This is a genomic window from Limnohabitans sp. TEGF003, from assembly GCF_055395455.1.
Window position 1 is genome coordinate 2,272,248 of record NZ_AP029225.1, and the last position, 13,011, is coordinate 2,285,258.

General features: G+C 61.8%; 15 protein-coding genes. 1 reads left to right on the forward strand and 14 read right to left on the reverse strand.

All coding sequences use genetic code 11. The features are described from left to right. Positions 1-5: 5 nt before the first annotated feature. From rng to ACZ5RT_RS11150, 9 genes are all read right to left on the reverse strand, one after another. Complete coding sequence (gene rng, locus ACZ5RT_RS11110) at positions 6-1,478, reverse strand: ribonuclease G (protein ID WP_291926636.1); 1,473 nt, start codon at positions 1,476-1,478, stop codon at positions 6-8. Between the two features lie 79 nt (positions 1,479-1,557). Then, positions 1,558-2,160, reverse strand: a complete 603-nt coding sequence (locus tag ACZ5RT_RS11115; RefSeq protein ID WP_464452490.1) for a Maf family protein — start codon at positions 2,158-2,160, stop codon at positions 1,558-1,560. After that, the gene (rlmH, locus tag ACZ5RT_RS11120) at positions 2,157-2,624 is read right to left on the reverse strand and encodes a 23S rRNA (pseudouridine(1915)-N(3))-methyltransferase RlmH (protein WP_291926640.1); all 468 of its coding nucleotides are present in this window, start codon (positions 2,622-2,624) and stop codon (positions 2,157-2,159) included. Before rlmH ends, ACZ5RT_RS11115 begins: the two co-directional genes overlap by 4 nt. A 6-nt stretch (positions 2,625-2,630) precedes the next feature. Continuing rightward, entirely contained in the window at positions 2,631-3,368 is a 738-nt protein-coding gene (gene rsfS / locus ACZ5RT_RS11125) for a ribosome silencing factor (RefSeq protein WP_464452491.1), read from the reverse strand. Beyond that, entirely contained in the window at positions 3,365-4,027 is a 663-nt protein-coding gene (gene nadD / locus ACZ5RT_RS11130; RefSeq protein WP_464452492.1) for a nicotinate (nicotinamide) nucleotide adenylyltransferase, read from the reverse strand. Before nadD ends, rsfS begins: the two co-directional genes overlap by 4 nt. Beyond that, a complete protein-coding gene (gene hemF, locus ACZ5RT_RS11135) occupies positions 4,024-4,944 on the reverse strand; it encodes an oxygen-dependent coproporphyrinogen oxidase (RefSeq protein WP_464452493.1) in 921 nt (306 codons plus the stop codon). The genes nadD and hemF overlap by 4 nt, the downstream gene beginning before the upstream one ends. 24 nt (positions 4,945-4,968) lie before the next feature. Further along, positions 4,969-5,622, reverse strand: coding sequence for a 1-acyl-sn-glycerol-3-phosphate acyltransferase (locus tag ACZ5RT_RS11140; protein ID WP_291926648.1), 654 nt, complete (start codon positions 5,620-5,622; stop codon positions 4,969-4,971). 16 nt (positions 5,623-5,638) lie between these two features. Then, positions 5,639-6,919, reverse strand: a complete 1,281-nt coding sequence (gene purD / locus ACZ5RT_RS11145) for a phosphoribosylamine--glycine ligase (RefSeq protein ID WP_464452494.1) — start codon at positions 6,917-6,919, stop codon at positions 5,639-5,641. A gap of 9 nt (positions 6,920-6,928) precedes the next feature. Continuing rightward, a complete protein-coding gene (locus ACZ5RT_RS11150) occupies positions 6,929-7,654 on the reverse strand; it encodes a YebC/PmpR family DNA-binding transcriptional regulator (RefSeq protein WP_464452495.1) in 726 nt (241 codons plus the stop codon). A 71-nt stretch (positions 7,655-7,725) separates the two neighbouring features. Between ACZ5RT_RS11150 and ACZ5RT_RS11155 the strand changes: the two genes are divergently transcribed. Further along, positions 7,726-9,249 carry a helicase HerA-like C-terminal domain-containing protein gene (locus tag ACZ5RT_RS11155; RefSeq protein WP_464452496.1) on the forward strand — a complete coding sequence of 508 codons (1,524 nt, stop codon included), beginning with the start codon at positions 7,726-7,728 and terminating at the stop codon, positions 9,247-9,249. A gap of 90 nt (positions 9,250-9,339) precedes the next feature. Here the strand turns inward: ACZ5RT_RS11155 and rplI are convergent, their stop codons facing one another. The 5 genes from rplI to ACZ5RT_RS11180 all read right to left on the reverse strand — a co-directional run bounded on the left by rplI (position 9,340) and on the right by ACZ5RT_RS11180 (position 12,979). Then, positions 9,340-9,792 (reverse strand): 50S ribosomal protein L9, encoded by a 453-nt coding sequence (gene rplI / locus ACZ5RT_RS11160; protein WP_108426480.1) that lies wholly within the window; start codon positions 9,790-9,792, stop codon positions 9,340-9,342. An 11-nt stretch (positions 9,793-9,803) separates the two neighbouring features. Further along, a complete protein-coding gene (rpsR, locus tag ACZ5RT_RS11165) occupies positions 9,804-10,085 on the reverse strand; it encodes a 30S ribosomal protein S18 (RefSeq protein ID WP_019427495.1) in 282 nt (93 codons plus the stop codon). A gap of 14 nt (positions 10,086-10,099) precedes the next feature. Further along, positions 10,100-10,387, reverse strand: a complete 288-nt coding sequence (gene priB, locus ACZ5RT_RS11170; protein WP_108426481.1) for a primosomal replication protein N — start codon at positions 10,385-10,387, stop codon at positions 10,100-10,102. 17 nt (positions 10,388-10,404) lie between these two features. After that, the gene (gene rpsF, locus ACZ5RT_RS11175; protein WP_108426482.1) at positions 10,405-10,770 is read right to left on the reverse strand and encodes a 30S ribosomal protein S6; all 366 of its coding nucleotides are present in this window, start codon (positions 10,768-10,770) and stop codon (positions 10,405-10,407) included. A 94-nt stretch (positions 10,771-10,864) separates the two neighbouring features. Next, the gene (locus ACZ5RT_RS11180) at positions 10,865-12,979 is read right to left on the reverse strand and encodes a VC_2705 family sodium/solute symporter (RefSeq protein WP_464452497.1); all 2,115 of its coding nucleotides are present in this window, start codon (positions 12,977-12,979) and stop codon (positions 10,865-10,867) included. Positions 12,980-13,011: the final 32 nt, after the last annotated feature.

Consider the following 13,011-nt stretch of genomic DNA (forward strand, 5'->3'; position numbering starts at 1 on the left):
GCGCCTCAGAGCAGCACGATGTCGTACTGCTCCGGCCCCATGGAAGCCTCAACCTGCAAGGAAATCGGCTTGGCGATGAAGTCCGACAAGCCCGCCAAATGCTGGCTTTCTTCGTCCAGCAGCAAATCGATGACCGCCGAAGTGGCGACGATGCGGAACTCGCGCGGGTTGAACTGACGCGCTTCGCGCAGGATCTCGCGCAGGATGTCGTACACCACCGAGCGCGGCGTCTTGACGATGCCCTTGCCCTGGCAGCTCGGACAAGGCTCGCACAGCATGTGGGCCAAAGACTCACGGGTGCGTTTGCGCGTCATCTCCAGCAAACCCAACGACGAAAAGCCGCCCGCCATGGTCTTGACGCGGTCGCGCGCGAGCTGTTTGCGAAACTCGGCCAGCACGGCTTCCTGGTGCTCGGGGCGGGCCATGTCGATGAAGTCGGCAATGATGATGCCGCCCAGATTGCGCAGGCGCAGTTGCCGGGCAATGGCCTGCGCCGCCTCCAGGTTGGTCTTGAAGATCGTGTCCTCAAAGTTTCGTGCACCCACGTAACCGCCCGTGTTCACGTCCACCGTGGTCAAGGCCTCGGTCTGGTCGATGATCAAATAGCCGCCCGATTTCAGGTCCACCCGGCGGCCCAGCGCCTTGGCGATTTCCTCATCAATGGCGTACAGGTCAAAAATCGGCCGCTCGCCTTTGTAGTGCTGCAGTCGCTCGGCGGCTTTGGGCATGAACTCCTGGCCAAAGGCCTTGAGCTTGGCAAACTGCTCCTGCGAGTCGATGCGGATGCTTTGCGTGGCCTCGCCCACCAGGTCGCGCAGCACGCGCTGCAAGAGCGTCAGGTCCTGGTGCAGCAAGGACGCAGGTGGCAGGCGCAGCGAGGCCTCCTTGATACGGGCCCAGGTCTTGCGCAGGTAGGCGATGTCATCTTGCAGCTCTTCGTCGCTCGAGTCTTCGGCGTTGGTGCGCAAAATGAAGCCGCCCCCGGCCGGGCCGACCAATGACTGGACCCTTTTGCGCAGCGCATCCCGCTGCTCAGCCGGTATTTTTTGGGACACGCCAATGTGGTCGTCTTGCGGCAAGAACACCAGATGGCGGCCCGCGATGCTGATCTGCGTGGACAGGCGCGCACCCTTGGTGCCCATGGGGTCCTTGATGACCTGCACCATGATGGCGCGGCCCTCGAACACCTGCTTTTCAATCGGCACCAGCGGCTGGCCCGTGCGCGCAGCGGCAGCCTCGCCTTCGGCATGCTTTTGCCAGACATCGGCCACATGCAAAAAGGCCGCTTTGTCCAGGCCAATGTCGATGAAGGCCGACTGCATGCCGGGCAAAACGCGGGCCACCTTGCCCAGGTAGACATTGCCCACCAAACCGCGCTCGAGCGTGCGCTCGACATGCAGCTCCTGCACCGCGCCAAACTCCACCACCGCGACCCGGGTTTCCTGGGGCGACCAATTGACCAAAATATCTTGTTGCATGGTGGGCATCAGAGTGGGAAAAGTGAAAACAACTCGGGAAACGGCACCGCGTCATCGGTGCTCTGGTGGGCATGCACGCTCAACAGCGCACGCCCAGGGACCGAAGCAAGGCGGCGGTCTCGAACAGCGGCAAGCCCATGATGCCTGAATAACTGCCCCGAATCTGCTCAATATGGGCAGCCGCCCTGCCCTGCACCCCGTAAGCCCCGGCTTTGCCCATGGGCTCACCCGTGGCCACGTAGGCCCGGATTTGCGCCGTGGTCATGGGCGCAAAGCGCACCCAGGACTCGGACAGCGCCGAGAGGCGCTTGGCCCCTTTTTGCACCGCCACCGCCGTCAGGACCCGGTGCGACTGGCCTGCCAGCCGCTGGAGCATGCGCACGGCATCGGCGGGGTCAGCTGGTTTGCCAAAAATGTCCCGCCCCAGGCACACGGTGGTGTCCGCGCACAGCACGGGCGCTGCAGGCAAACCCTGGCGCTTCATGCGTTGCACGGCGGCGTCGAGCTTCAGGCCCGTGACACGCGCCACATAACGCGCAGGCGCTTCCGCGCCGCGCACCGCTTCCAAAGACTCGGCATCTTCATCAGGCCCGGCGAGCAACAGTTTGTGGGCTACCCCGATCTGATCGAGCAGCTGGCTGCGCCGGGGGCTTTGGGAGGCGAGGTAAATGAAATCGCTCATTCGCGGTGGTAAGGGTGGTTGGCGTTGATGGACCAGGCGCGGTACAGCTGCTCGATCAACAGCACCCGGGCCATGGCGTGGGGCAAGGTCAGGTCAGACAGGCGAATGCGCTCGTGTGCGGCTTGCCGGAATTCGGGCTCGAGCCCATCGGGGCCACCAATGACCAGGGCCACATCGTCGCCACCGAGCTGCCAACTGGTCAGGCGCGTGGCCAGGGCCTGCGTGGTCAGGTTGCTGCCGCGCTCGTCCAGCACGACGATGCGGGTGCCACGGGGGATGGCCGCTTCGATGCGCTGGCGCTCAGCGGCATACAGGTTGGGCAGGGTTTTGGAGCCCCGGGGCTCGGTTTTCACGGCCTTGAGCTCGACCTTGAGCTCAGGCGGAAAACGTTTGGCGTAGTCGTCCCAAGCCGTCTGAGCCCAGTCGGGCACGCGCAGGCCGACCGCCACGATCAGCAGCTTCATGCAGGATCAATCGGCTTTGCGGCGGGTGGTGGCTTGCACGGCCTTGCGGGCCGGGGCCTTTTTAGCGGCAGATTGAGCGGCGGGTTTGGCCGCTGATTTTGCAGCAGGCTTGGCCGTGGGCTTGCCCACCGTCTTCACCGTGGGCTTGCTGGTCGGGCTGCTGGCTTTGGACGCCGTTTTTGCAGCGGTTTTGGTCGCCGTTTTGGCGGGTGCTTTGGCTGTTTTGGTTGGCGCCTTCAAGGCGGGTTTGGCTTTGGCCGGAGTTTTGGCGGCAGACTTTTTGGCAGCCGGTGTTTTGGCTGACGCTTTGCCTGTGGCTTTTTTGGCCACCGAGTTCTGGATGTGACCCTTGACCTCGGCTGTGGCTGCCGGCTTGGGCGCACCGAACTTCAGGCGCACAGGGGTGCCGCCCCAGATTTCTTCGAGGTTGTAGTAAGTGCGGATGGTCGGCTGCATGATGTGCACCACGGCCGGGCCGCAGTCGACAATGATCCACTCGCCGTTGTCTTCGCCCTCGATGCGGGGCTTGGCAAAACCGGCGTTGCGCACCTTGTCGCGCACGCTGGCGGACAGCGCTTTGGTCTGGCGGTTCGAGGTGCCCGAGGCGATGATGACCCGCTCAAACAGCGAGGACAGGTGTTCGGTGTCAAACACCTGGATTTCTTGGGCCTTGACGTCCTCCAGTGCGTCCACGATGGCCCGCTGGAGTTTCTGGATGTCTTTTTTGGCGGCGTTTTCGGTCATCTATGGGGCCTGTAAAGGTGGTGTTCGTGAATATAGCGCTCAACAGCGGGGGATACCAAGCCCGTCAGGGCCTGCTGTGTGGCCGCCAGCACACGGATGTCCGTGGCACTGTGGGGCATCAGCGGCATCTCGAGGGGGCGAATGCGCGCTTGCAGCGTGTCTGAAATGGGGGGGAGTGAATCAGGCGCATCCGAACGTTCGTTCCAGGCACGCACGGCCATATCACGACCTGCGGCGCAGATTATAGCGATGCGGCCGATTTCACCGATCTGGTGCCAGGCGGGCAAGGCGCGCCGCTGGTCATCGCCCAGCAGCAAATACAGCTGTGCCTGCGGGTATTCGGCCTGCAACTCGCGCAAGGTGTCCACCGTGTAGCTGGGGCCGGTGCGCAGGATTTCACGCTCGTCCACCACCACCTGCGGCACATGTGCAAAGGCCAGACGCGTCATGGCCAGGCGGTGCTTGGCATCGGACAACTGACGCGGCTTGTGCCAAGCTTGGCCCGTGGGCAACACCCGCACCTGATCGAGCTGAAGCTGGGCAATGGCCGCTTCGACCAAGGCCACATGGGCCAGGTGGGGCGGGTCAAAGGCGCCGCCAAAAACGCCCAGGCGCTGCACGCTGGTTTTGGCGTTGTTCGAGACAGGCGGCAGGCTCAAACCCAGTCCTTGGGCACCAGGAAGTGGCTGAGCAAACGTGCCTCGGGCGAGCCCGGCTCGTCCTGGCGCTGATACGACCAGCGCACCTCGGGCGGCATGGACAGCAAGATCGACTCGGTGCGGCCGCCGGACTGCAAGCCAAAATGCGTGCCCCGGTCCCAGACCAGGTTGAACTCCACATAGCGGCCCCGGCGGTAGAGCTGAAAGTCGCGCTCGCGTTCGCCATAGGGCGTGTCCTTGCGGCGCAACACAATCGGCATGTAGGCCGTCAGCAAGGCATCGCCCACACTCTGCAGCATGGCAAAACTCTGGTCCATGCCCAGCTCGGAAAAGTCGTCAAAGAAAATGCCGCCCACACCGCGCTGCTCGTGGCGGTGCTTGTTGCAAAAGTAATCGTCGCACCAGGCCTTGAAGCGCGGGTGCAAAGCCTCGCCAAAAGGCGCCAGCGCGTCTTTGCAGGTCTGGTGAAAATGCACCGCGTCTTCGTCAAAGCCGTAATAAGGCGTGAGGTCCATGCCGCCACCAAACCAGGCCACGGGCGCCCTGCCCTCGGGCTTGGCCGCGATCATGCGCACGTTCATGTGCACCGTGGGCACATAGGGGTTGCGCGGGTGGAACACCAGGGACACGCCCATGGCCTCAAAGGCCGAACCCGCCAGCTCAGGGCGGTGCTGGGTGGCCGAGGGTGGCAACTGCGGCCCTGTCACATGCGAAAACCCGCAGCCAGCGCGTTCAAAAATGGGCCCGCCTTCCAGAATCTGGGTGATGCCATTGCCCTGGAGTTTTTCGCCCGGGTCTTTTTGCCAGGCATCGGTCAGGAAAGGGGTGCCGTCGAGGTCGGTCAAAGCCCCGGTGATGCGGGACTGCAAGCCCACCAGATAGTTTTTGACGGTACCGAGTTCAAAAGGGGTGCTCATGGTGGATTTGGACGTTGAAAGGTTTCAGGAAACGGTCGTGGTGTCTGAAGGGGACGATGGCGTCGCCTGAGTAGGGCTCCACGGAAGGATCGGGCCCATCTGGTGCACATGAAAGCCCTGCACGCCTTCGAACACCTGAGCCAGGTGGGCGTAGTCGCGATCGACCTGGCCCGTCAGATCGTAAAAGTCGACCACACTGAAGCGGCGCTGCCCCCAGTCGAGCTTGACGAGCGCCAGAGGCACTTTCGCGCCCAGGGCCAGCTGGTAAAAACCGCTGCGCCAGCCCGGGGTGTGGCTGCGTGTACCTTCAGGGGCCAGGCCCAACCAGAGCAACTGGTCCTTGTGTTTGTGCTGCTCGAACACATGCACCATCTGGCCGACCACGCCGCGAGAAGAGCTGCGGTCGATCGGGATACCGCCCACCCAGCGCATCCAGGCGCCGACCAGCGGAAACTTGAACAGCGAGTCCTTGCCCCAAAAGTGCGCCGGAATGCCCAGCGCCCATTTGGCCAGCATGCCGATCGGAAAATCCCAGTTGCTGGTGTGCGGGTAGACGATCGCCACACCCTGGCGGGTGGGAAAGCCCTCGAAGTCCAGACGCCAGCCCAGCATTTTCAAAATCCATCGGGCCAGGCGGGAGCCCTTGAAAGTCACAGGATGGCGGGTCAAGGTGCTCATGAAGGGTCCCGATGCTTCAGTTTTTGATGGCGCGGTAACCAATGTCCCGGCGCATTTGCATGCCATCAAAGGCAATCGGGCTGGCGGTTTGGTAAGCCTTTTGCTGCGCCTGCTTGACCGAATCGGCCAGCGCCGTGACGCACAGCACGCGCCCACCCGAGGTGAGGATTTGGCCGTCTTTCTCGGTGGTGCCCGCATGGAACACCATGGCATCGCCCTCGTCTTGGGGCAGTCCGGTGATGGCATCGCCCTTGCGCGGATTGAGTGGGTAACCGTGCGCGGCCATGACCACGCCCAAAGCCACGCGGCGGTCCCATTCCATCTCCAGCTGATCCAGACCTTCCGAAGTGGCTGCCAGCAGCACCTCCAGAAAATCCGATTTCAGGCGCATCAAAATGGGCTGGGTTTCGGGGTCGCCCATGCGGCAGTTGAACTCCAGGGTCTTGATGCGGCCTTGCGGGTCGATCATCAGGCCCGCGTACAAAAAACCGGTGTAGGTGATGCCGTCCTTTTCCATGCCCCGGATGGTGGGCAGGATGACTTCGCGCATGGCACGGGCATGCACCTCGGCCGTGACCACAGGCGCAGGCGAATACGCACCCATGCCCCCCGTGTTGGGTCCTTCGTCCTTGTCCAGCAGGCGTTTGTGGTCCTGGCTGGTGGCCAGGGCCGCCACGTTTTGACCATCGCACAGCACCATGAAGCTGGCTTCTTCACCCTGCAAAAACTCTTCGATCACCACCCGTGCGCCGCCCGCGTTGTGGGCCACACCCAGGGTATTGTCCAAGAGCATGAAATCAATCGCCTCGTGCGCTTCGGCCAGCGTCATGGCCACGACCACGCCTTTGCCCGCCGCCAGGCCGTCGGCCTTGACCACGATGGGCGCACCTTTTCGGTCCACATAGGCGTGGGCCAGGGCCGCGTCGGAGAAGGTTTCAAACTCGGCGGTGGGGATGCCGTGGCGCTGCATGAACGCTTTGGAAAAGGCCTTGGAGCTCTCCAGTTGGGCTGCAGCCTGTGTGGGCCCAAAAATGCGCAAACCGTGCGCGCGAAAATCGTCCACGATGCCTGCGGCCAAGGGGGCCTCGGGGCCCACCAGGGTCAGGCCAATGCCGTTGTCGATAGCCCATTGGCGCAGCACGGCCAGGTCGGTGATCGGTACATTGACCAGGTTTTTGTCTTTGGCTGTGCCACCGTTGCCCGGTGCCACGTAAACCTGCTGGATTTTGGGCGACTGCGCCAGTTTCCACGCCATGGCGTGCTCACGGCCACCACTGCCGACTACCAATACTTTCATCAAACTTCCTTAGTTTTCAATTTCGGCGTTGTGGAAAACGTTTTGCACATCGTCCAGATCTTCCAGCACATCCAGCAATTTCTGCATTTTGACCGCATCATCGCCCGTGAGCGAAACGCTGTTTTCTGCCCGCATGGTCACTTCGGCCACATCGGCCACCAAACCGGCTGCCTCCAGCGCATTTTTCACGGCTTCAAAATCTGCGGGCGAAGTCAAGACCTCGATGGCGCCCTCCTCGTCCGTGATCACGTCCTCGGCACCCGCTTCCAGCGCCACTTCCATGACCTGGTCTTCGCTGGTGCCCGGGGCAAACACCAGCTGGCCGCAGTGCTTGAACTGGAAAGCCACCGAGCCTTCGGTGCCCAGATTGCCGCCGTGTTTGCTCAGGGCATGACGCACCTCGGCCACCGTGCGCACCCTGTTGTCGGTCATGGTGTCCAGAATGATGGCCGCACCGCCGATGCCGTAGCCTTCGTAACGGATTTCCTCGTAGCTCACGCCTTCGAGGTTGCCCGTGGCCTTGTCCACATTGCGCTTGATGGTGTCGGCCGGCATGTTGGCCGCTTTGGCCTTCTCGATGGCCAGGCGCAGGCGGGGGTTGGCGCTGGCATCCCCACCACCGGTGCGGGCTGCCACCATGATTTCACGCACCACGCGGGTCCAGATCCGTTGTCTTTTTTCGTCTTGTCGGCCCTTGCGGTGCTGAATATTTGCCCATTTACTGTGGCCAGCCATCGGGAATTCCTTGAATGTTGATTTAACCTAGAGGCTGAATTTTACTTTTCACTCAAGGCAGGAGATTTTTGATGGCTGAACCCATGCTGATTGCTCAAAACGCCCATACGCAATGCCAGCTTCTGCCAGGCTTGGCCAACCGCCACGGCCTGATCACAGGTGCCACCGGCACCGGTAAAACCGTGACCTTGCAGACCCTGGCCGAAAACTTTTCGCGACTGGGTGTGCCGGTCTTCATGGCCGACGTCAAAGGTGACCTGACCGGCATCAGCCAAAGCGGCAAGATCGGTGAAAAACTGGCCACCGTGCTCCAAGACCGCGGCCTGGCACTGCCCGAGCCCATGGCCTGCCCCACCACCTTGTGGGACGTCTTTGGCGAACAGGGCCATCCAGTGCGGGCCACCATCTCGGACATGGGGCCCTTGTTGCTGACCCGCATGCTGGGCCTGAACGACACCCAGGCCGGGGTGCTGAACCTCGTGTTCAAGATCGCCGATGACCAGGGTTTGCTGTTGCTGGACATGAAAGACCTGCGGGCCATGCTGCAGTATGTGGGAGACAACGCCAAACAGTTCACCACCGAATACGGCAACATCAGCGCCGCCAGCATCGGGGCCATTCAGCGGGGCCTGCTGCAAATCGAAAGCCAGGGCGGCGACCAGTTCTTTGGTGAGCCGATGCTCAACATCGAAGACTTCATGCAGACCGATGCCCAGGGCCTGGGGGTGGTGAACATCCTGGCGGCGGACAAACTGATGAACTCGCCACGTCTGTACGCCACTTTTTTGCTGTGGATGCTGTCCGAGTTGTTCGAGGTGCTGCCCGAAATTGGCGACCCGGAAAAACCCAAACTGGTGTTCTTTTTTGACGAGGCCCACTTGCTGTTCAAGGACGCGCCTGCGGCCCTGGTCGAGCGCATCGAGTTGGTGGTGCGCCTGGTGCGGTCCAAGGGTGTGGGCGTGTATTTCGTGACACAGAACCCGCTGGACATCCCCGACAGCGTTTTGGGCCAGCTGGGCAACCGGGTGCAACACGCCCTGCGCGCCTACACCCCGCGCGACCAGAAAGCGGTGGCCGCGACAGCCCAGACCATGCGCCCCAAAGCGGGCCTGGACATTGAAGCGGCCATCACCGAATTGGCCGTTGGCGAGGCCTTGGTGAGCTTTCTGGATGCCAAGGGACGCCCCTGCGAAACCGAGCGGGTGTTTGTGTTGCCACCCGCCAGCCAATTGGGCCCGATCACGCCTGCGCAGCGGCAAGCTTTGATCCAGAACTCCTTGGTGGCCGGCGTTTACGAAGCCCACCACGACCGGGACTCGGCCTACGAAAAGATCAAGGCAGGCGCGCCGCAGGGCCAGGGCAGCAACGCCTCGGCGCTGCCCGGACAAGCGACAGCCACGGCCGAAAAAGAAGGCGGCCTGATGGGCGGGCTGTCCGACATGCTGTTTGGCAGCACAGGTCCCCGAGGCGGGCAACGCGATGGTGTGGCCCAAATGGTGGTCAAGAGTGCGGTGCGCACGGTGGGATCGGCCATTGGCCGGGAAATCGTGCGCGGCGTGCTGGGCGGTTTGTTGGGTTCGAGCCGTCGCCGCTGATCGTCGCCGCTGTTCTTTGCCGCTGATGGCGGACGAAAAAAAACCGCCGGGTGAGTCACCCGGCGGTTTTTTCGGAAGGTCTGTTGACGATCAGGCTGTTTCGCCCAACACAGTCACCGTCACGTCCACCACCACATCGGTGTGCAAAGCCACGGCCACAGTGGATTCGCTCACGGTTTTGATGGGGCCATGAGGCATGCGGATCTGGGACTTGACCAACTTGTAGCCTTGCTTGTTCAGCTCTTCGCAGATGTCGTGGTTGGTCACGGAACCAAACAAACGGCCATCAACGCCGGCTTTTTGCGACAGCTTCACGACCAAACCAGACAATTTCTCGCCTTGGGCTTGGGCTTCGGCCAGCTTGGCCGCAGCGGCTTTTTCGAGTTCAACGCGGCGAGCTTCGAACTCGGCCTTGTTGGTCTCGGTGGCGCGACGGGCACGGCCTTGAGGGATCAGAAAGTTACGGGCGTAGCCGTCTTTGACCTTGACGATATCGCCCAGGTTACCCAGGTTCACAACCTTTTCGAGCAGGATGATTTGCATGGTTGGACTCCTTAGACTTTGTGCTGGTCGGTGTAGGGCAACATGGCCAAAAAGCGTGCGCGCTTGATGGCGGTGTTGAGCTGACGCTGGAAGATGGCACGGGTGCCAGTCAGGCGCGCAGGGATGATCTTGCCGTTTTCGGCGATGAAGTCACGCAGGGTGTCCACATCTTTGTAGTCGATTTCTTCGACGCCGGTCACGGTGAAGCGGCAGAAACGCTTGCGCTTGAACAGCAGCGACTGGGTGTTGCGCTTGGGGCGCTTGTCTTTGTTGAATTTTTTGAACGTGGCCATGGGGCCTCCTGAAATTAATCTTGCTGAAACTCTTGAATGTGCAACACGACACTTTTGCCTTGTCGAGGGGTGGCCAAAAAGCCTTTGAACGTCCAAACGCTGCCTACCGCTTGCTTGACCAGTCTTTCAGCCAGTGACCCGAAGGCCAAGGCACGAAGTTTCAACTGGACTTGGCGTATTTGCCCGGCCTCTTGAACTTCAGAGGCGTGCTCCAGAATCAAATCGAGAGCAGGCAAACCAGCGGGGGTGTATCGCAAAGCGGCTTGCTCGGCAATACAGGCGGTCAGTTCGGTGCGGTTCACTCCTCAGCAGGCACGTGTCAAGCGGCGAATTCGGCTTGTTGTGACTTGCGGGCTTCTTCGCGCTCGACCGTCTTCATCATGGACGAAGGTGCGGTTTCGGCTTTCTTCTTGAGCACAGTCAGGTGACGCAGCACGGCGTCGTTGAACTTGAAGGCGTGCTCCAGTTCGGCCATGACGGCTTGGTCGGCTTCGATGTTCACGCACAGGTAGTGGGCCTTGCCCAGCTTGTTGATCTGGTAAGCCAGTTGACGGCGACCCCAGTCTTCAACACGGTGGATGTTGCCACCGCCGGCAGTGATCATGCCTTTGTAGCGCTCCAGCATGGCTGGAACTTGTTCGGACTGATCGGGATGGATCAGCAAAATGATTTCGTAATGACGCATTGAGACTCCTTGCGGTTAACCCAAAAGGTTGGAAAAGCCGCCCCCAGCGTCTGTCGGGGTGCGGCAAGGCGAAGCCTGCGATTATAGCTTGAAATCAGAAGCCCCGGTAGCCGCCTTCTGCACCCCCCGCCGGGGCTGGCAAGGGTTGGCGCGGGCTGACCCAACGAGCCGGCAGCAAAAGGGTCAGCAGCAGCATCACGCCAAAGCCCGTGGGCACCCCAAAAACACCCGCCGACAGCGGCTGTATGCCAAACCACAACCCCGCGCTGGGGTCCAGACCCCAGAAGTGGCGAAATCCTGGGGCATTGACCACCATGTAATACAGCGTGACACCCAAGCCCGCCAACATGCCTGCCACCACGGCCGGGCGGTGGACTTTGCCCCAGACCATGCCCAAGACCATGCCCGGGAAGAACGCGGCCGCCGCCAGTGAAAAAGAGGTCGAGACCAAGGCCAGGATTTCAGCCGGCTTGAACGCCGCCACCACGGCGGCCAGCATGGCCACCGCGAGCAGCGCAAATTTGGAGAGGATGACGCGCCCTTCGGCCGATTTGGGCTTGCGCTCCCTGCCGGGGCCAATGTCGTGCACCAAGGCATTGCTGATGGTCAAGAGCAGGCCATCGGCTGTTGACAAGGCCGCGGCCAGGCCACCGGCAGCCACCAGACCCGACACCACAAAAGGCATGCCCCCCATCTCCGGGGTGGCCAGCATGATCATGTCGGCCCCCAGCTTCAACTCACCCAGTTGCAGCACGCGGTCACCATTGACATCGGAAAACTCCAGCAGCGCGGAATCCAGCCTCGCCCATTGCGCCATCCAGCTGGGCAAATCTTCAAAACTGCTGCCCACCAGGTTGTTCATGACCTCGAACTTCACCAGCACCGCCAAGGCCGGCACACTCAGGTACAGCAAACCAATGAAAAATAGCGACCAGGCCACCGAACTGCGCGCCTGGGCCACCGACGGGACGGTGTAAAAACGTGTCAGCAAATGCGGCAAACCCGCCGTCCCCACCATCAGGCAAAACACCAGGGCCAGAAAGTTGAGTCGGGATTCGCCAAACAGTTTGACCTCTTCGGGACTGCCCTGCGGGTTGCCGGCAAAGGCCTGGGCATGCGGGGGCATGCCGCCCAAAGGCTTGGCCCGCTCCCGGTTCTCCAGCATGGCCCGGGTCCACTGCTCGCGGGCCGCAGCGGCGTCGCGGGGCACGGCCAACAACTCACGCCGGGCTTGGGCGATGGCGGCGTAATCGGCCGATTGGGCCTTGAGCACGCGGATCTTTTCTTCCAGCTCCTGGCGAAGCGAGACCATCGCGCCTTCGACATTTGTCAGTCGCGCCTCGTAAACCTGGGCGCGGCGGGCAAACTCCTGGCGGACTTCGATCTCACCGGGGTCGTTGATCAGCTTCTTTTCAATCGCCTCGATTTGCGCCAACTGCTGACCGTAGACCAGGGGCGCCAAAGGGCTGCCAAGTTGCTTGTATGCCAGCCACGACACAGGGATCATGAACGCCAGCAACAGCATGATGTACTGGGCCACCTGCGTCCAGGTGATGGCCCGCATGCCGCCGAGGAAAGAACACAACAAAACCCCGCCCAAACCGAGCAAGATGCCAATCTCGAACTGCACGCCGGTCAGGCGCGAAGCGATCAGGCCAATGCCGTAAATCTGGGCCACCACATAAGTGAACGAACACAAGACCGAAGCCAGCGCTGCAATGATGCGCGGCCAGCGCCCGCCGTAGCGCTGGTCAAAATAGTCGGGCAAGGTGTAGAGCTTCATCGCGCGCAACTGGGGCGCGATCAGCAAGGCGACCAGACAAAAACCGCCTGTCCAGCCCATCACATAAGCCAGGCCCCCGGGCTGCTGGCCGCTGCCAGAAAAGCCCTGCAGGTACAGCGCCCCGGCCAGACTGATGAACGACGCCGCGCTCATCCAGTCGGCGGCTGTGGCCATGCCGTTGTACATGGCCGGGATGCGACGCCCCGCCACGTAGTACTCGTCCTCGTCGGTGGTCCGGCTCGAAATGCCGATCAAGGCATAAATCATCACCGTGCTGAACAGGAAGATGGGACCAATCAGGTTGCGCGACAAACCCCAGCGTTCAGCCCAGGCCATGGCGCCCATCAAACCGATCAGGATGGCGACATAAATCAGCACATTGCGGTGAAGCCGCCATGGGTTGGCCGCGTGGGGACGAACTGCCATGGTTGGGGTCACCGCAAAGTCTGAAATACTGG